Consider the following 18,185-nt stretch of genomic DNA (forward strand, 5'->3'; position numbering starts at 1 on the left):
GCGAAATGTGAAATGATTTTTCATTCAATCGGACCTAATCTGAAAATGAAATGTAAGGTTTTCAGTGGTTACAACTTGTTATTTTGATTAGATAAAGCCTTGCTTACCCCTGACTAACGGCTTCGCTTATGGCAGCTTTATCAGTTCAGATCCATTGATGCCATTTATCATCCTCCTGCAGACGCCCGTTCTTATAGAAAATGCGCATCCCTGCGCCTGAATTGAGACTGCCACCGGCCAAAAGTAGGTTTGTTTCATTTTCTTGACCGGTAAAACCTCTCGCTAGCAACTCTGCAACCAGAAGCGCCCGCTGATCGTCATCAATTTGCTGCTTGTAACCCTTTTTCTGACGTGGTTTCACTACCCGAAGACGCGCCAGCAGATCCCGGCGCTGTTTTCTGGTCATATTGTCGAAGTCTGCAGGGCCATACAGAGGCGTTTCACCTGGTTCTAGAGGTTCAACAGATACCGGATTGCCCCCTGAAATGTTCAGTTTTTCATCAGGGGGACAGTTATTGCCACGAGTCCAAGGGGCGCTAGCGCCCTGGTCGGCTGTCGCCTCCTGAACGTCAACGGCCTTACGGACCATTTTCCACTTCGTGGCGTGCGTGCAGATGCGGCCCGCCACTAACGGGGACCAGATGCCATAAATGCGTGTGCCGTGATCGCCGTAAGGGGTTGGCTCGTCGTTAAGCTCGTAAGCCGTTCTGACGATGTGATGTTTACGCGGAACCAGAACGCCGCCCTGCTTCATGATGTAGGTGGCAAAGCAGCCAACATCTGCAGCTGCCAGCACGGCGTCCAGCTGCGCGTTTTCAAGAACCGGCGCACCGGCCTTTTTGTCGCTCTGATTTCTCAGCGCCTGACCTGCAAGCAGGCGCAGTTCCCGGTAAGCCTGACGGCCCGGAATACCAAAGAAGCGGAACTGCTGAACGCGATGAAGTGACGCCCATGCGCCTACGTTCTCCGCGCTATCACGCAGTGATTTACCTGTTTCTGCACTGATTTCATCAGACAGGCCACGGCCATCAATATTTTTACTGACGTATTTAGCGATATAACTGGTCGGTGAACCTTTGCGCGGGTTGATTAGTTCAGCTTTAAAGCGCGGCCCGGTATTGTTGCCAAGTTCTTCGCGGTCCTCACGAATGGCAAATTTCCGCAGCAGTGCGGTGACTGAACGGCGCTCTTTTTTGCGCATGAAGCACAGCAGGTGCCAGTGTACGGTGCCATCATGATGCGGCTCAGCAACCCGCACGCCATACCAGCGCATCCCGGCTTTATGCATGGCCTTGCGAAAGGCAGCGAAGGTATCAACCAGATAATCACTGCTCTGGCGAACGGTGGCCGTGGTCCACTTCGGATTCGGTCTGCCGTTGTTCAGCGTGGCGTGGAAACGCGACGGGCAGGTGAGAGTGTAAAATACGGCACAGTCGCCGCGCATTTCCGCAATAAGCTCCAGCCCCTTAACGCAGGCCATCATTTCATTGCGGCGGTGTGCCGGGTTGCTGTTACTGGCATTTACCACGTCTTCCATATCGAGCGTATCGCCTTCATTGCTCACCAGCTCATGCGAACGGAAAAACTCCAGAGACTTCCTGCGCTGCTCACGCTTATGGATCACGGCTTCAAAGCTGACGTAGGGGGACGCTTTTTTGTTGACCAGGCAGACAGCGCGCAGCTGCTCTTCACGCCATTCACAACGCAGCTGCCACAGCTTGCGATACCACCAGTCCGCGCAGAGCATACGGGCCAGCGATGGCGGGATCAGATCATAGGGCACAGGCTTGCGACGGCGCTTTTTACGGCGCAAGTGCTCAAAGGCCGGGGGGATTACGTCCAGACGCATTGCTTCTGCCGCAACAATTTCCCATGCCTGGCGGACCTGCTCCGGCGTTACGTCATCACTGACAAACAGATGACCGCTGGCTTTATCCAGGCACATACTCATGTGAGCAGCAACCAGCGTTGATAAACGCTTGACCTGATTCTGGTTCATTTCTGGTAACGCCAGCAGGCCGTCCAGCCCGTCGTGACCGGCCATAAAACGGAATGACGCAGAAATCTGGCTTTCGCGCACGCGGGCCAGCCTTTCAAGGCAGGGGCGGATGGTTTCGCGCAGGTAACGGGAATAAGCCTGCGGCCTGCCGAGATTGTGGAAAAACTTAACGCGCTCCATGAGAGGCTTACTGATGTGCGAAGGCTGCGCGCTGACATCGGCCACAATGACCAGATCGGGATTGAACTGCTGCTGTTCTCGGGCCATCTTTGCCCGGCTGACAATTCTGTCCTGCACAATTTCGCGCTGGACAGGATCGCGGGACTCGTTGAAAAAGTAGCGGTCCCAAACCTCATCACTCATTGCCTCACGGCGCAGCTGCTCCTGCTCGTTATCTGCAGCATAAAGACTGACCAGGTTTGAAAGCGCGGACACCGGCGCAACTTCCGCCGGGTCCAGCTGTGGATTGATTGCCTTTTTAGGGGCGTTCCATGGGTATGCGAAAACCTGAGTCATTACACCGCCAGACTCATGTGACGCACTGCGATGATTTCAGATGCGCGCTTGCTTTCACCCGCAGCCACGCCAACAGAGCGGGCGGCAGTGACTTTTGTCAGGTCAAATTCACGGAAGATACTGCGGGTAAACAGGGTGTCGCTGTTTGAAACGATGACCGGGTTACGCTCAGAAATACCCAGCAGGGTGCAGGCCAGCGAGTGCTGATCATCGTCGCTGAACCCATCGGTGTGATAAGCGGTGAACGTGCCGTGATATGGCGGGTCGCAGTACACGACATCACCGGCACGGACCATGCTTAGGGTTTCGCTATACCCCAGACATTCAAACGTCGCGCGCTGAGCCTTCACGGCAAATGCTTCGATTTCTGCCAGCGGGAAATATGGCTCTTTATAATTACCGTAGGGGTTATTAAATTCGCCGCGCTTGTTATAGCGGCAAAGGCCACGGTAGCCGTGGCGATTCAGGTAGAGGAATTGCGCAGCACGTTCCAGCAGTGGCAGCGCCGCATTGAAGTTAAAATCTTCGCGAACCTGATAATAACTTTTTTCAGTTTGATTCTGAGTAAAGAGCGATAACGCAACGACAATAAACGGGCGGGTATGCTCTTTAACCTGACGATAAAGGTTAATCAGATCGGGATTAACATCCGCTACCAGATAGGCCGGATAATCCGTATTCATCATGACGGCACAGGAACCGGCAAACGGCTCAACCAGGCGATCACCGGCGGGCAGGTGCTTAATCAGTTCAGGCATCAGGCCGGACTTGCTGCCAGCCCATTTCAGGATGGTTTTCATAATGCCGCACCTTTGTGATGTGCGCTTTTCAGCTCACTGATTTCCTTGCAGGTCACGCACAGGGAAACGCCCGGCAGTGCGCGGCGGCGCTTCTCCGGTATTTCTTCGCCGCACGACAGGCAGAAAAACTCACTCGCCCCTGTCGGGCGGTGAGTCGCGTTAGCCAGATTGCGCGCCAGCTCTTCCTGCACGCGCTGCTGTACCATGTCCATTGAATCAGCCATCAGTGCAGCTCCTGCGCCTGGTTCTCAAAGCGTTCTGCTTCTTTGTCCAGCAACTCGATGATTTCCGCCGCTGACATTTCCTGTTTGCGGGCATGAATTGCCAGCGCGGCCAGGCGGATAGAAACGGATAGCGCATCATCAGAACGCTGCTCAGTTTTGGCCTTGCTCAGCAGGGCATTAAGCGCGTCTTCGTCTGCTTTAAAATTACGGGTCTGAATATTTCGCATTTCACTTTCTCCTGAATTCGGGCAAAAAAATGCCCGGCGGGTTTACGCCATTTAATTTCGTTGGGTTAATTAATTAGGTAACGTCAGATTCTTTGGAAATAAACTCACGACTGCTTTTAAGTGATTCATCGCGCTAATCAGCGCCGTTAATTCGTCACTCGTCAGTTCACTGAAATCAACGCTGTGACGTTCTTTGCTGATATTTGCCAGAAAGAAAATTGCGCTAAGTGCGCGGCCATTCTGTTCAGCCTGGTGATCGCGCTTATTACGCATATCTGCGATAAAGCGTTTGAGTTCGTGGCTGCAATCGCCATACATCATGGTACGAAGGGCAGAGATATGATTAAGCGCACTTGCACGCTGCCCTGCGTTCATCTGAACAGTGATACTTTCAGCTTTGTAACCCATGATTCTTTCCTCTCACTCGTTAATGCTGCCAGCAGTTCGGCCTGTGAAATTGCCGGGTGCCAGCGCCTGCCCTTATCTGCCGCAATCCAGCCGTGGCCGTATGCGTGGGACGGACTTTGCCGCTTCAGAAGCGGAGCCACTGAAAACGCCATATCTCAGACCATCCCGATTGATGCACCGATACCGCTTAACACATCAGCAGTACCTGAAAGTGCAGGGTTAGAATGAACGCGAGTCTGTACAGCGAGGGCCGCCAGCATCATGCAGCGAATGCCGGTATTAGCGGCTTCAACAATCCCGCGACGGCATGAGGTGGTAATGCTTGCGTGATTAGCAGCACTGGCAGCAAGCGTTCCCACCTGAGCGGAGGCATTGAGCACGTAAGCCGGAAATTTTTCAGCGGCATGTTCATTAACAGGAACACATGGCAGACAGTGCAGTTGCGCCAGCATCCCATCCATCAGAGTCGCGTCCTCGGTCAGGTCAGTAAGCAGCAGCACTTCTGGAACGGTCAGCTGATGCACCTGATCAGGATTCAGCTTGTTACGAAGCGTCTGCACTTTCATGCCTGCTTGCTGGGCCAGCTCCCGCATGTTGTGAGACAGTGCAAACTTGCGGCAGGCGTCTTCGTAGTGGTTATGGGTGGAAGTCTTGAAATCAAACATGGTCATTCCTTTGCTCAACTTAAATAATTAAGTTGTTACGCAGCGACGTAGCGGCAGTTGACACCTTGAGCGAGCAAACGCGCGCGGAAGGCAACCATGTTGATGCGTGCAGCACCGCCAATTTTTTTACGTGGCATAACAAGCAGATCACCGTCTTCAACCATCTGCTTCACAGTGCGAAGGCTGTAACCATAAGCCTGTGCGAACTGTTCATAAGTCATCAGATCGGGGCCGCTAGGTATTGTAATTTGATTGGTCATCGGGGATTATCTCCAGTTGGCAGTATTTACGGTGCATTGGCGTGCATTTTCACTAACGAAGTGGATGATATATTCCAAATGGGTTTGTGTAAACAGATCATATTGGATTATTTGAAGGGTATATGACCGATTACAACAGCGATGTTAAGGCCATACTGGAGAGAATCCTTAAATCTTATGGGGTTAGCTCACGCCCAGAGTTAGCGGAACTTCTGAAAATTCCGTTACCTACTATCCAAAATTGGGTATCTCGCCAGAGTTTACCCGGCGATTACATCGTTCAATGCGCATTGGATACAGGAGTAAGCCTTAGATGGCTGGTTAATGGTGAACTTGCAAATGTAAGTTCAGATGGAGTGAAGCATCCCTCTCTTAAAGGGAAGAAACTTCACGACACTATGCTGGCTAATGGCGGGCGGGCAGTGTTGGATCGCATAATGCACGCATATGGCTTTACTATGCAGAAGCAGCTTGGTGACTTGCTTGATATTCCTTCAGCGACGATGAGCGCATGGGTTCGCAGAGATTATTTTCCAGGTGATGTTGTCATTACATGCGCACTTGATACGGGGGTTTCTCTTTCTTGGTTAGCTACTGGCCATGAAGATGAGGCACTACCTAAAAGAGATTTAGCGGATCAGCTGATACCATCCATACCTGCGCGAAAACTCTCTGGAGGCACATTAGAGAATCAGCCTGATGTGAGTTTTAATCTTTCTCTTTTTGGCTTTGATTTAAGTAACCCCCTATATATTCAACGCGGCTCGATGTCATGGATCGTGGAAGGGGGCGCTCAGACCATTGGCAATGGTGATTGGCTATTAGATATTGATGGAAATAAAGATATTTATACCGTGTCACGCCTTCCGGGTAATAGGATCAAAGTTACTAACAATACATCTTCATTTGAATGTTCAGAAAGTGATGTAAACCCTATTGGCTTCGTAATTCTGACCATATCCAAAAATTTATAGGGAAATTATGGCCGAGTTTATTTTATTAATAATTGCGACAGTGAGCGGTATTGTTTCAGCTCATATTAATTGTAAAGCAAAAAGCATCAGAGGTTTTAAAGCTTTTATGAGCCTATGCTTTGGTGGGGCAGTGCTGGGTACAATAATGCTTTTTAGTTTCTTAGCTCCTATGTGGGTTTCATATTCAATAGCGGCTGTATGTATTGCCATCCTAATCAATAATATATCTAAATCTAAAAAATCTTTGGTTAGATAACATGTCCATCAAAAAACTGTCGTCAGGCGAATGGCTTGCTGATTTTTATTTAGATGGTCGCGGCAGTCGACGCATCAGGAAAAGCTTTGCAACAAAAGGTGAAGCGGTAGCTTTTGAAGATTACACGCGCGCTGAGGCCGAAAACAAACCGTGGATAAAAGAGAAGGAAGATCGCCGCAAGCTTAGTGAGTTAATTAAACTCTGGGATTCTCTACATGGGCAGTCACTCAAGGCCGTCAAATCTCGGAAGGCAAAGTTAGATATTGTGTGTGCCGGATTAGGAGACCCGATAGCTTCTCAACTGACGGCAAAAGACTGGGCGCATTATCGTGATCGTCGGCTTAAGGGCGAGATTTCTAACGGCTATCACGACGACCAATCTAAGTGGAAAGTAAAGCCTATCACGGTTAACAGAGAACAAAACTATCTTGCCGCTGTGTTCAATGAGCTGAAGCGGTTAGGGGAATGGTCTTTACCTAATCCATTGGAAGGCGTCAGGACGTTCCGGGAAGATGAAAAAGAAATGTCCTGGCTTACCTTAAAGCAGGTCACAGAACTTCTGGATGGTTGCGAGCTTTACGGAAAACAAGACTTAAAGATGATATGTAAAGTTTGCCTGGCTACTGGTGCGCGCTGGACTGAAGCGGAAACCTTGACCCGTTCACAGCTATCACCTAATAAACTTTCATTCTTTAAAACTAAAGGCGGAAAAAACAGAACGGTTCCTATCCAGCAATGGCTTTATGACGAGCTAAAGGAGCGGCAGGGCAGGATGTTTAAGCCATGCTATCAGGACTTCAAGAAGATGCTGGCAACTACAACTATCCAGCTAATAGAAGGCCAGAAAACCCATGTGCTTAGGCACACTTTTGCCAGCCATTTTATGATGAATGGTGGCAATATTCTGGTGCTGCAAAGAATACTCGGTCACGCTAACATCCGTGAAACCATGAAATATGCTCACTTTGCTCCAGACCATTTAGAAGAAGCGGCGGCGCTCAATCCTCTGACAAGTTTGATGCCCACAAATTGACTACCCAGCATGTACGTGACAGCATTTGGCTGCACCAGATATAGACCTAACTAACTGTTTAACAAATAAAATACTTATATATCAATGGTGCTGGGAAAAAGCGTCTTAACTAAGGTATCGCTAACGCGACATCTAAAAGTTAATAGCAAACAAGGGGTTGGCGTGATGCCAGCCCCTTTTTTTGCCATGAGGGTTGTCAGCTGACTATGGTTAACCGGACTCCGACCGCTGAAAATGATAAATCGCTGTATTTACCGGCCCTTTCTCTAACACGATCAAGCCATAGCGACAGCCAATAAAATGGCCGCCGCACTTCTCTGCAACGGCACGACTGGCCACGTTATCTTCAGCCGCCAGAATCTCAATGACCCGGGTCTCCGGTTTTGAAAATCCCAGCGACAGCAGCGCTGCCACCGCGCGGCTGGCGATCCCCTGCCGCTGAGCGTCGCTGCGAACCCAGTAGCCAATGGCGCTGGTGTCACCCGGTTGACGGGCAAAGCGTATTCCTGCGCCACCCAGTAATTGGTTATGCTGATCAACAATTGCAAACTCTTCAGCTTCCTGCCTCATCCGTTGCCAGTGGGTAAAGCGGATCCAGCCTTCCGCTTCATGAGGCTCATAATCGTGATGCGCCCACACCATCCACGGAATCAGGCTGTCCAGGGAGGCATTGACCGCAGCAGTAAACGCGGGTACGTCATTTAACATAAAAGGTCTCAGACGGACATTGAGTTGGGATCGGGGCATGATGGACTCGGCTTTAAAATAAACCATATCTTCATTTTGTCTGCAGCAGACAGAAACACAACAAACCTTGGTGTAAATATATATGTACATCTACCGAATGCCCGTTAGGACGGGTTTTGTATTAAATTAATGATATTTCTATATATATTTAAAATAACCTTTGGCTTTTTAATGCGTGGTAATAAAACTGTACATGAATTATTGCGGTATGTATTTCCTGTGATACAGTATTTGCATTCCTTAAAGAGGAGTCCATGACTGTCAATACGAGCCAAAGGATCGCCATCATGCAAAAAGACGCGCTGAACAATGTACATATCGTCGGTGAACAGGTATTAATCACGCCTGAAGAGCTGAAAGCGAAATTTCCACTGACTACTGAACAACAGGATCAGGTCGCGGGGTCCCGCCAGACCATTTCTGACATTATTGCCGGCCGCGATCCGCGTCTGCTGGTGGTGTGCGGACCCTGCTCAATTCACGATACCGAAGTGGCACTGGAATATGCTCGTCGTCTGCAAACCCTTTCTGCACAGCTGAAAGATCAGCTGTATATCGTGATGCGCGTCTATTTTGAAAAACCCCGTACCACCGTCGGCTGGAAAGGGCTGATTAACGATCCTTACATGGATAACTCGTTTGATATGGAATCAGGTCTGCACATTGCGCGCCAGCTACTGGTGAACTTGGTTGAGATGGGCTTGCCGCTGGCGACTGAAGCGCTGGATCCTAACAGCCCGCAATATCTGGGCGACCTGTTCAGTTGGTCTGCCATTGGCGCACGTACTACAGAATCTCAGACGCATCGTGAGATGGCCTCGGGCTTATCGATGCCAGTTGGCTTTAAAAACGGCACCGATGGCAGCCTGGGAACGGCAATCAACGCGATGCGTGCTGCCGCAATGCCGCACCGTTTTGTTGGCATTAATCAGGCCGGTCAGGTCTGCCTGTTGCAGACTCAGGGCAATCCGGATGGTCATGTGATCCTGCGTGGAGGCAAAGCGCCAAACTACGGTCCTGAAGATGTGGCGCAGTGCGAAAAAGAGATGATCAAGGCGGGACTGCGTCCAGCCTTGATGATAGATTGCAGCCATGGCAATTCGAACAAAGACTACAGCCGTCAGCCAGGCGTAGCGGAATCCGCTATTGCGCAGATCAAAGACGGGAACCGTTCAATCATTGGTTTGATGCTGGAAAGCCATATCAATGAAGGTAACCAGTCTTCTGAACAGCCACGCAGCGAAATGAAGTATGGCGTTTCCGTTACCGATGCCTGCATCAACTGGGAAGTGACCGAAGCGTTGCTGCGTGAGATGCATCAGGGTCTGCAGGGAGTGCTGTCGGCGCGTCTGTCACAAGAGGTGTAAGAGCAATGGTGGCTGAACTGACCGCGTTACGCGATCAAATTGACAATGTTGATAAGGCGCTGCTGGATTTGCTGGCCAAACGGCTGGAGCTGGTGGCCGAAGTAGGTGAAGTCAAAAGCCGATACGGTCTGCCTATTTATGTGCCTGAACGGGAAGCGTCGATGCTGGCTTCCCGTCGCAAAGAGGCAGAGGCACTCGGTGTACCACCGGATCTGATAGAGGATGTGTTGCGCCGCGTGATGCGCGAATCCTATACCAGCGAGAATGACAAAGGCTTCAAAACCCTCTGTCCTGCATTGCGCTCGGTGGTGATCGTCGGGGGTAAGGGCCAGATGGGCAGATTGTTTGAGAAAATGCTCGGGCTATCAGGCTATACGGTAAAAACGTTGGATAAAGAAGACTGGTCTCAGGCTGATACTCTGCTTAGTGATGCCGGGATGGTGATCATTAGTGTGCCGATTCACCTGACTGAGCAGGTCATTGCCCAACTGCCACCACTGCCGGAAGATTGTATTCTGGTCGATCTGGCGTCAGTGAAAAACCGGCCTCTGCAGGCGATGCTGGCCGCCCATAACGGTCCGGTGCTGGGTCTGCATCCGATGTTTGGCCCGGACAGCGGCAGCCTGGCAAAACAGGTGGTGGTCTGGTGTGATGGAAGACAGCCAGAAGCGTATCAGTGGTTCCTGGAGCAGATTCAGGTCTGGGGGGCGCGTATGCATCGTATCAGCGCTGTAGAGCATGACCAGAACATGGCCTTCATTCAGGCTCTGCGTCACTTTGCCACCTTTGCTTATGGCCTGCATTTAGCCGAAGAGAACGTCGATCTTGATCAGCTGCTGGCACTCTCGTCGCCGATTTATCGGCTGGAGCTGGCGATGGTGGGGCGCTTGTTCGCTCAGGATCCGCAGCTTTATGCTGATATCATCATGTCTTCAGAGAGTAATCTGGCGCTGATAAAACGCTATTATCAGCGGTTTGGTGAAGCTATTGCGCTTTTGGAGCAGGGCGACAAGGAGGCATTTATTGCCAGCTTTAACCGGGTAGAACAGTGGTTTGGCGATCACGCAAAACGCTTCCTGGTCGAGAGCCGAAGTCTGTTGCGCTCGGCCAATGACAGCCGCCCATAGATGAACAAGGCATCCTTAAGGATGCCTTATTTCTATTCGCCAGGTTCAGCGGGCACCACATTCTCGCTGGGGTAGCAGCCCAGTACCTTCAGCGAGCGGGTCATGGCTTGTAATTCCTGAAGAGCCTGCTGCATCCGCTCTGATTGCAGGTTGCCTTGCACATCAATGTAAAACATCTCTTCCCACGGATTGCCATTAATCGGGCGAGACTCCAGCTTACTCATAATCAGGTTGTGCTGACGCAGCACCAGTAGCGCATCGACCAGCGCACCCGCCTGCTGGCCGGTTGCCATAATCAGCGTGGTTTTGGCCGGAACTTGATCCGAAACCTCGATTGCTTTGCGCGCCAGCACGATAAAGCGGGTATGGTTCTGTTGCTGATTGGCTAGATTACGTTCCAGTACCTGCAGCTGATACAGTTCGCCACCGGCTTCACTGCCCAGCGCAGCCACCTTCGGTGAATTGAGCGCAGCCACTTTCTCCATCGCCGCTGCAGTACTCTCGGTATATTCGATTTTCCAGTGCGGGAAACGATTAATGAACTGGCTGCACTGCTGGAAAGGCTGAGGGTGGCTGTAAACCGTCTCAATTTGCTGTAGATCGGTAGAGCCATTCACCAGCACGCAGTGGTCGATAGGTAATGTCAGTTCGCCCACGATTGAAAGGCTGGTCTGCTGCAGCAGATCGTAGACATCATTGATCGAACCTGAACTGGTATTCTCAATCGGCATCACAGCGTAGTCAGCCACGCCATTTTCGACCTGCTTGATAATGTCATGAAATTTCAGGCAGCCACACTCCACCATGCTATCGAAATGGCGCGACGCGTAGTTGCGTGCTGCAAGATGCGAGTAAGAGCCTTTCGGGCCCAGGAAAGCGATACGGGCGGCATGCGCATGGGGATGGTTAAGGTTTTTTTGCAGCAGAGCTTGTTGAGTCAGTACGGAATCTTCAATCACCAGCTGGAACAGGCGGGTGATGTAGTGCGCATCCAGTTTGTGTGCTTTACCCAGCACAATCAGATTTTCCAGTAGCGCACGTTCGCGCTCCACATCCCGAATCGGGCGATGCGTTGCCAGTTTCGCGTGCGCGACTTCCACTGCCAGCAGACGACGCTCGGCCAGCAGCGTCAGAAGTTTTTTATCCACTGCGCTGATTTTATCGCGTAGCGCCAGCAATGGATTATCGGGATTCATAGTGCTCACCTGTATGCTATCCAATAAAAAAGCCTCCCGGTTGGGAGGCTTCGTTGTTCGTCTTCGCTTTCATTTTCGCACGACGAATGGCCTCCCGTTCAGGGGAAGGTAAAGAAGAAAGCGAAGAAAAACAGAGCAAGTTTCATAGTAACGTCCGAAAAGAGAGTGACCTGAGAGTAACCGTACTGCTCAAAAGCTGTCAATAAAAAACGCGCCCGGAGGCGCGTGAACAAAATCAGGACTCTTCGTCAGCGGGTATGATGTCTTTTACGCTGGCACTGGCGCGGCGAGCTTCAGATTTATGCTGAACTTTGTTCAGCTGACGCTCGAGCTTCGCAATCAAATCGTTGATAGCGGTATACATATCATCATGCTTGGCGCTGGCCACCAGAGTGCCGTTAGGCGTATTAATAGTGGCATCAGCCACGAATTCTTTGGGCTCTTTGGACAGGACAATATGTGGATTAATCAGGTCGGTTTGCCATTTTTCTAACTTGGCGAGACGGTCTTCAACATGGCTTCGGATTGCCGGGGTGATGTCCATTTGTTTGCTGGTAATGTTCAGAATCATCGTTCTTACCTCTCTGTCATTTCCGTCTTGGTCTTCTCAGCATAGCGTGAAAAAGCGTTAAATGTGAGATTTCAATCACGAAAAAATGTCACTTTTTGTCAGTCACGACATTCTGTGAGAAAGGCAGTGAAACTGGCCGAAATGGCTTGAAGCGAAACGGTTAACACGGCATGCTTGATAAGTTAGCTTGCTGAAATCAGATCCAAATCTGAATGTTCTGTGAGCAAAAAAAGCAGCCATATCAGGCTGCTTTTTTTGTGGTTGAAATCAGGCGAGCTATCAGCTTTTGTTCGCTGCAATGATTTTTGCCACTTTATCGGCTTCAGCGTTCAGCTGCAGATTACGGTAAGCATTTTCCATCAGCGGCAGGGCATCGTGTGTTGCCTGCGTATCTGGATAATCGCGCATCATACCTTCAACACGATTAACAACCGCGACATAAGCCTCACGCTTAGTATAGAATTGCGCCACTGAAAGCTCATATTTCGCCAGGCGGTCTTTCAGATAGACCAGACGTTTCTGAGCATCAGCTGCATACTGGCTGTTCGGGTAACTGCGCAGCAGCTGTGAGAAGTCGCGAAAAGCATCACGAGCATGAGTCGGATCGCGGTCAGAACGATCAATACCAAAGAATCCCTGTAGCGCCGAGTCATCCAGCGCCATGTCCGTCAGACCTTTCATATAGATGACATAGTCAATGTTCGGATGCGTGGGGTTCAGACGCATAAAGCGAGCAATGGCAGCCTGCGCCAGGGGTAGATCGGCATTTTTATAGTACGCGTAGATTAAATCCAGCTGCACCTGCTGCGAATAAGGACCGAACGGATAACGATTATCCAGCGCTTCCAGTTGCTTAATCGCGGCTTTAAAGTTACCGTCCTGCAGCTTTTGCTGCGCTGTAGCATAGATTTCAGAAGGCGGGTTGTCCGGTACCGCGTCATTTGAGCCGGAACAACCAACAAGTGCCAGGCTCAGTGTGGCAGCAGCCACCAGATGTTTCATACGCGTCATGACGAAGTGATTATCCTCAATGTTATGGCGGAAGCTGTCCGTATAGCTCCCGGTAATGACCAGGTACGATAGCACATTATATTAAACGGCATCGCCGTGAAAACCCAACGTTAACGAAGAAGCTGTATATGGCACAACAAGTTCAACTCACCGCAACGGTATCCGAATCACAACTCGGACAACGCTTAGATCAGACTTTGGCGGAATTGTTCCCTGATTATTCACGTTCTCGCATAAAAGAGTGGATCCTCGATCGTCGCGTGACGGTAAACGGCGTCATGGTCGATACACCCAAAGAAAAAGTGCTGGGCGGCGAGCTGGTCGCGATTGACGCCGAGATCGAGGAGGCACAGCGTTGGGAACCGCAGGATCTGCCACTCGACATCGTTTATGAAGATGAAGACATTATTGTCATCAACAAACCCCGCGACTTTGTGGTTCACCCTGGCGCCGGTAATCCGGATGGCACAGTATTAAACGCCTTACTTCATCACTATCCTGAGATTATGGATGTGCCACGTGCGGGCATCGTACACCGCCTGGATAAAGACACCACCGGTTTAATGGTTGTAGCGAAAACCGTTCCAGCTCAGACGCATCTGGTGGACTCGCTTCAACGACGCGAAATTACCCGTGAGTACGAAGCAGTTGCAATTGGTAATATGACGGCGGGTGGCACAGTTGAGCAGCCTATCAGCCGTCACTCAACCAAACGCACCCACATGGCGGTACACCCAATGGGTAAACCGGCGGTCACACACTACCGCATTATGGAGCACTTCCGTGCCCATACTCGCCTGCGCCTGCGTCTGGAAACCGGTCGTACTCACCAGATTCGTGTGCACATGTCGCACATCAGTCATCCGCTGGTAGGCGATCCGCTTTACGGTGGCCGTCCGCGTCCACCAAAAGGGGCATCTGAAGCATTTATCACAGCGCTGCGCGGCTTTGATCGTCAGGCACTGCACGCCACGATGTTGCGCCTCTATCATCCGATCAGCGGTATTGAAATGGAATTCCACGCTGCGCTTCCACAGGACATGGTTGATTTGATCGCGGCGTTAAAAGCAGACACTGAAGAATTTAAAGATCAGTTGAACTGGTGATGAATCTGATTACACCTCAATGGCCTGCGCCGTCACGCGTTCGGGCCTGCTCGACGCAGCGACAGGGGGGCATCAGCACATCGCCCTGGGATGCGCTGAATCTCGGCGGACACGTGGGGGATAATCCGAATGCGGTGGCGCGTAACCGGCAGTTGCTGGTGGAAGAAGCGGGTTTGCCCGCGATGCCGCAGTGGCTGGATCAGGTGCACGGCACTGAGGTTGTGCGTCTTGTTGCAGGAGGGGGTACGCCATTACAGGCTGATGCCTGTATCACCAATCAGCCCGGCGTCGTCTGCGCCATCATGACCGCTGACTGTCTGCCGGTTCTCTTCTGTTCGCAGGATGGGACGGAAGTGGCGGCAGCACATGCTGGCTGGCGCGGACTTTGTGCGGGTGTACTGGAAAATACCCTGGCACAGTTTCGTTCGCCGCCTGAACAGATCCATGCCTGGCTTGGGCCGGCAATCGGACCTGATGCGTTTGAGGTCGGCGCAGAAGTGCGCCAGGCTTTTATAGCTCATGATCCCCGCGCAGGACGGGCTTTCCGGCCGTCGGGCGAAAAATTTTACGCCGACATCTGGTTGCTGGCGCGTATACGACTTCAGGCGGCGGGCGTGAATTCAATCAGCGCCGACAGCCGTTGTACCTTTACGCAGCGCGACGATTTCTTCTCCTTCCGCCGCGATGGGATCACCGGGCGTATGGCAACTTTGATCTGGCTGTTATAACCTTACACCATAAGACGGTCCAGTTAGCGTATTTTTTACTCAAATCTCAGGTCATTAACCTTGAAATTTTGAGGGATGACCTCATTTAATCTCCAGTAGCATTTTGACCTGTAATGGGAGGAATTATGCGTCTGGATCGTCTTACTAATAAATTTCAACTGGCTCTCGCCGACGCGCAGTCCCTGGCTCTGGGACACGACAACCAATTCATTGAACCTCTGCACCTGATGAGCGCGTTGCTCAAACAGGAAGGCGGATCGGTTTCACCTTTACTGACTTCGGCCGGTGTCGACGTTACGCCTTTTCGCGCTCAGGTTGAGCAGGCCATCGATCGCCTGCCACAAGTTGAAGGCAGCGAAGGGGATGTACAACCCTCATCTGATCTCGTCCGCGTATTAAACCTGTGCGACAAGCTGGCGCAGAAGCGCAACGATAACTTCATTTCATCCGAATTATTTGTTCTGGCCGCGCTGGAATCTCGCGGCTCACTGGCCGATCTGCTTAAAGCAGCGGGCGCTACGCGTGAAAAAATCACCGGTGCGATTGAACAGATGCGGGGAGGAGACAACGTGAACGATCAGGGGGCTGAAGATCAGCGCCAGGCATTAAAGAAATACACCATTGACCTGACCGAGCGAGCAGAGAAGGGCAAACTCGATCCGGTCATTGGTCGTGATGAAGAGATTCGCCGCACCATCCAGGTTCTGCAGCGCCGTACCAAAAATAACCCGGTGCTAATTGGTGAACCCGGTGTAGGTAAAACCGCCATTGTTGAAGGACTGGCGCAGCGCATCATCAACGGTGAGGTGCCTGAGGGGCTGAAAGGTCGTCGGGTGCTGGCGCTGGACATGGGGGCGCTGGTGGCCGGGGCGAAATATCGCGGTGAGTTTGAAGAGCGCCTGAAAGGGGTGCTGAGCGACCTGTCGAAACAGGAAGGTAACGTCATTCTGTTTATCGATGAATTGCACACGATGGTGGGTGCAGGTAAAGCAGACGGTGCGATGGACGCTGGTAATATGCTTAAGCCTGCGCTGGCGCGTGGTGAATTGCACTGCGTGGGTGCCACCACACTGGATGAGTATCGTCAGTATATTGAGAAAGATGCTGCACTGGAGCGTCGTTTCCAGAAAGTGTTCGTGGCTGAGCCGAGCGTAGAAGACACGATCGCCATTTTGCGTGGCCTGAAAGAACGTTACGAACTGCATCACCATGTGCAGATCACTGACCCGGCGATTGTCGCGGCGGCCACCCTGTCTCATCGTTACATTGCTGACCGTCAGCTGCCGGATAAAGCGATTGACCTGATTGATGAGGCAGCATCCAGCATTCGTATGCAGATGGACTCGAAGCCGGAGTCACTGGATCGCCTAGAACGCCGTATCATTCAGCTGAAGCTGGAGCAGCAGGCGCTGAAGAAAGAGGCGGACGATGCCAGCATTAAGCGTCTTGAGATGCTGGAAACTGAGCTCAGCCAGAAAGAACGCGAATATGCAGAGCTGGAAGATGAGTGGAAGACAGAGAAAGCCTCGCTGTCCGGTACTCAGAACATAAAAGCTGAACTTGAGCAGGCGCGTCTGAATTTAGAGCAGGCCCGTCGTCAGGGGGATCTCGCTCAGATGTCAGAACTGCAGTACGGTAAAATTCCGGCACTGGAAAAACAGTTAGCCGCAGCGACTCAGGCGGAAGGTAAGACCATGAAGTTACTGCGCAACCGCGTAACAGATGTGGAGATTGCTGATGTGCTGGCGCGCTGGACCGGTATTCCGGTAGCACGAATGATGGAAGGTGAGCGCGATAAGTTACTGCGCATGGAGCAGGATCTTCATGGCCGGGTCATCGGACAGGATGAAGCGGTTGAGGCAGTATCTAATGCCATCCGCCGGAGTCGCGCAGGTTTGTCTGATCCCAACCGGCCTATTGGTTCATTCCTGTTCCTGGGGCCCACCGGGGTAGGTAAGACCGAACTGTGTAAGTCCCTGGCTAACTTCCTGTTCGACAGCGATGATGCGATGGTGCGTATAGACATGTCCGAATTTATGGAAAAACATTCGGTGTCGCGACTGGTGGGTGCACCTCCGGGTTATGTTGGCTATGAAGAGGGCGGTTATCTGACTGAGGCCGTGCGCCGTCGTCCATATTCGGTGATCCTGTTGGATGAAGTCGAGAAGGCGCATCCTGATGTCTTTAACATTCTTTTGCAGGTGCTGGATGATGGGCGTCTGACGGATGGACAGGGACGTACGGTCGATTTCCGTAACAGCGTGGTGATTATGACTTCTAACCTGGGATCAGATTTGATCCAGGAGCGGTTCGGCAATCTCAGCTACCCGGAAATGAAAGATATTGTGATGGGTGTGGTCGGACAGCATTTCCGCCCTGAATTCGTCAATCGTATTGATGAGGTGGTGGTGTTCCATCCGCTAGCTGAGAAACATATTGCGTCCATTGCGCAGATTCAGCTGCAGCGATTGTACAAACGTCTGGATGAACGCGGTTATCGGCTGCACATTTCTGATGATGCGATCAAACTGCTGGCAGAGAACGGGTATGATCCGGTCTATGGCGCACGTCCGTTGAAACGTGCGATACAGCAGCAGATCGAGAACCCGCTGGCTCAGCAGATCCTTGCAGGTTCGCTGGTACCTGGTAAAACCATCGAAATGGATGTGAAAAACGACATCATTACTGCACATCAGTAACACGATGAGTCAAAAAAACGGGCCTTGGGCCCGTTTTTTTTGCTCTCCTGCGGTTTTTTGCTTATTTCTTGAGTCTTTTGAGTATAAATTGAACGGTTGGTAAAAAAGTTGAAATTTACTATTGCGCTATCTGAGCCGTTCCCTATAATGCGCCTCCACTGACACGGCACACCGGCAACGGGAAACGGGTTGAGAGGCGCAGGAGACTGGGCCGCCGGAGAAAAACTTCTGAAATAGAGGTTGACTCTGCAGGAGGAACGCGTAATATACG

The 18,185-nt window shown here is 51.4% G+C and carries 22 protein-coding genes and 1 other annotated feature; of the genes, 8 read left to right on the forward strand and 14 right to left on the reverse strand.

Translation table 11 applies throughout. The annotated features are described in order from the left end of the window. Positions 1–145: 145 nt before the first annotated feature. The 8 genes from WFO64_RS21495 to WFO64_RS21530 form a co-directional block, all read right to left on the reverse strand. On the reverse strand, positions 146–2,515 hold the full coding sequence (locus WFO64_RS21495; protein ID WP_337014164.1) for a replication endonuclease: 2,370 nt from the start codon (positions 2,513–2,515) through the stop codon (positions 146–148). Beyond that, positions 2,515–3,315, reverse strand: coding sequence for a DNA adenine methylase (locus WFO64_RS21500; protein ID WP_337014166.1), 801 nt, complete (start codon positions 3,313–3,315; stop codon positions 2,515–2,517). The genes WFO64_RS21495 and WFO64_RS21500 overlap by 1 nt, the downstream gene beginning before the upstream one ends. Then, a complete protein-coding gene (locus WFO64_RS21505; RefSeq protein WP_033786610.1) occupies positions 3,312–3,539 on the reverse strand; it encodes a TraR/DksA family transcriptional regulator in 228 nt (75 codons plus the stop codon). The genes WFO64_RS21500 and WFO64_RS21505 overlap by 4 nt, the downstream gene beginning before the upstream one ends. Beyond that, positions 3,539–3,766 (reverse strand): DUF2732 family protein, encoded by a 228-nt coding sequence (locus WFO64_RS21510; RefSeq protein ID WP_313925785.1) that lies wholly within the window; start codon positions 3,764–3,766, stop codon positions 3,539–3,541. The genes WFO64_RS21505 and WFO64_RS21510 overlap by 1 nt, the downstream gene beginning before the upstream one ends. A gap of 69 nt (positions 3,767–3,835) precedes the next feature. Then, on the reverse strand, positions 3,836–4,174 hold the full coding sequence (locus WFO64_RS21515; RefSeq protein ID WP_033786606.1) for a DUF5347 family protein: 339 nt from the start codon (positions 4,172–4,174) through the stop codon (positions 3,836–3,838). Further along, positions 4,138–4,326: a phage filamentation protein Fil family protein gene (locus tag WFO64_RS21520; RefSeq protein WP_071998019.1), complete on the reverse strand. Its 189-nt coding sequence runs from the start codon at positions 4,324–4,326 to the stop codon at positions 4,138–4,140. The genes WFO64_RS21515 and WFO64_RS21520 overlap by 37 nt, the downstream gene beginning before the upstream one ends. Positions 4,327–4,329: 3 nt before the next feature. Next, complete coding sequence (locus tag WFO64_RS21525) at positions 4,330–4,839, reverse strand: phage regulatory CII family protein (protein WP_337014171.1); 510 nt, start codon at positions 4,837–4,839, stop codon at positions 4,330–4,332. Between the two features lie 35 nt (positions 4,840–4,874). Then, positions 4,875–5,099 carry a hypothetical protein gene (locus WFO64_RS21530; RefSeq protein ID WP_045139711.1) on the reverse strand — a complete coding sequence of 75 codons (225 nt, stop codon included), beginning with the start codon at positions 5,097–5,099 and terminating at the stop codon, positions 4,875–4,877. Positions 5,100–5,221: 122 nt separating this feature from the next. Between WFO64_RS21530 and WFO64_RS21535 the strand changes: the two genes are divergently transcribed. Genes WFO64_RS21535 through WFO64_RS21545 form a run of 3 tightly spaced genes read left to right on the forward strand, consistent with a single transcriptional unit; the run spans position 5,222 to position 7,362 of the window. Further along, positions 5,222–6,073 carry a phage repressor protein CI gene (locus tag WFO64_RS21535; RefSeq protein WP_337014173.1) on the forward strand — a complete coding sequence of 284 codons (852 nt, stop codon included), beginning with the start codon at positions 5,222–5,224 and terminating at the stop codon, positions 6,071–6,073. 7 nt (positions 6,074–6,080) lie between these two features. Further along, entirely contained in the window at positions 6,081–6,329 is a 249-nt protein-coding gene (locus WFO64_RS21540; protein WP_337014175.1) for a hypothetical protein, read from the forward strand. A 1-nt stretch (position 6,330) separates the two neighbouring features. After that, complete coding sequence (locus WFO64_RS21545) at positions 6,331–7,362, forward strand: phage integrase (protein ID WP_337014177.1); 1,032 nt, start codon at positions 6,331–6,333, stop codon at positions 7,360–7,362. A gap of 210 nt (positions 7,363–7,572) precedes the next feature. Here the strand turns inward: WFO64_RS21545 and WFO64_RS21550 are convergent, their stop codons facing one another. Continuing rightward, positions 7,573–8,109: a GNAT family N-acetyltransferase gene (locus WFO64_RS21550; RefSeq protein ID WP_337014178.1), complete on the reverse strand. Its 537-nt coding sequence runs from the start codon at positions 8,107–8,109 to the stop codon at positions 7,573–7,575. Positions 8,110–8,396: 287 nt separating this feature from the next. Between WFO64_RS21550 and WFO64_RS21555 the strand changes: the two genes are divergently transcribed. Both WFO64_RS21555 and tyrA read left to right on the forward strand, forming a co-directional pair. After that, the gene (locus tag WFO64_RS21555) at positions 8,397–9,476 is read left to right on the forward strand and encodes a 3-deoxy-7-phosphoheptulonate synthase (protein WP_337014179.1); all 1,080 of its coding nucleotides are present in this window, start codon (positions 8,397–8,399) and stop codon (positions 9,474–9,476) included. A 5-nt stretch (positions 9,477–9,481) separates the two neighbouring features. Then, positions 9,482–10,603 carry a bifunctional chorismate mutase/prephenate dehydrogenase gene (gene tyrA, locus WFO64_RS21560; protein WP_337014181.1) on the forward strand — a complete coding sequence of 374 codons (1,122 nt, stop codon included), beginning with the start codon at positions 9,482–9,484 and terminating at the stop codon, positions 10,601–10,603. Positions 10,604–10,635: 32 nt separating this feature from the next. Here tyrA and pheA read toward each other — a convergent pair whose 3' ends face one another. From pheA to bamD, 4 genes are all read right to left on the reverse strand, one after another. Then, entirely contained in the window at positions 10,636–11,799 is a 1,164-nt protein-coding gene (gene pheA, locus WFO64_RS21565) for a bifunctional chorismate mutase/prephenate dehydratase (protein ID WP_337014183.1), read from the reverse strand. A gap of 22 nt (positions 11,800–11,821) precedes the next feature. After that, positions 11,822–11,946, reverse strand: a sequence feature (Phe leader region). Further along, the gene (pheL, locus tag WFO64_RS21570) at positions 11,898–11,945 is read right to left on the reverse strand and encodes a pheA operon leader peptide PheL (protein WP_337014197.1); all 48 of its coding nucleotides are present in this window, start codon (positions 11,943–11,945) and stop codon (positions 11,898–11,900) included. (Overlaps the previous feature by 48 nt.) An 88-nt stretch (positions 11,947–12,034) precedes the next feature. Next, positions 12,035–12,370, reverse strand: coding sequence for a ribosome-associated translation inhibitor RaiA (raiA, locus tag WFO64_RS21575; protein ID WP_003849030.1), 336 nt, complete (start codon positions 12,368–12,370; stop codon positions 12,035–12,037). Between the two features lie 279 nt (positions 12,371–12,649). Next, positions 12,650–13,381, reverse strand: a complete 732-nt coding sequence (gene bamD, locus WFO64_RS21580; RefSeq protein WP_337014185.1) for an outer membrane protein assembly factor BamD — start codon at positions 13,379–13,381, stop codon at positions 12,650–12,652. Positions 13,382–13,509: 128 nt separating this feature from the next. Here bamD and rluD point away from each other — a divergent pair, with 128 nt between their 5' ends. From rluD to clpB, 3 genes are all read left to right on the forward strand, one after another. Beyond that, positions 13,510–14,487 carry a 23S rRNA pseudouridine(1911/1915/1917) synthase RluD gene (rluD, locus tag WFO64_RS21585; RefSeq protein WP_337014186.1) on the forward strand — a complete coding sequence of 326 codons (978 nt, stop codon included), beginning with the start codon at positions 13,510–13,512 and terminating at the stop codon, positions 14,485–14,487. Further along, complete coding sequence (gene yfiH / locus WFO64_RS21590; protein ID WP_337014188.1) at positions 14,487–15,215, forward strand: purine nucleoside phosphorylase YfiH; 729 nt, start codon at positions 14,487–14,489, stop codon at positions 15,213–15,215. The genes rluD and yfiH overlap by 1 nt, the downstream gene beginning before the upstream one ends. 113 nt (positions 15,216–15,328) lie before the next feature. Further along, a complete protein-coding gene (gene clpB / locus WFO64_RS21595; RefSeq protein WP_337014190.1) occupies positions 15,329–17,914 on the forward strand; it encodes an ATP-dependent chaperone ClpB in 2,586 nt (861 codons plus the stop codon). Here the strand turns inward: clpB and WFO64_RS21600 are convergent. After that, positions 17,908–18,185, reverse strand: a 278-nt coding sequence (locus WFO64_RS21600) for a hypothetical protein (protein ID WP_337014192.1), incomplete at its 5' end; no start/stop codon positions are given. The genes clpB and WFO64_RS21600 overlap by 7 nt on opposite strands.

It is taken from the genome of Pantoea sp. AS142 (assembly GCF_037152305.1).
Lineage (GTDB): Bacteria > Pseudomonadota > Gammaproteobacteria > Enterobacterales > Enterobacteriaceae > Pantoea.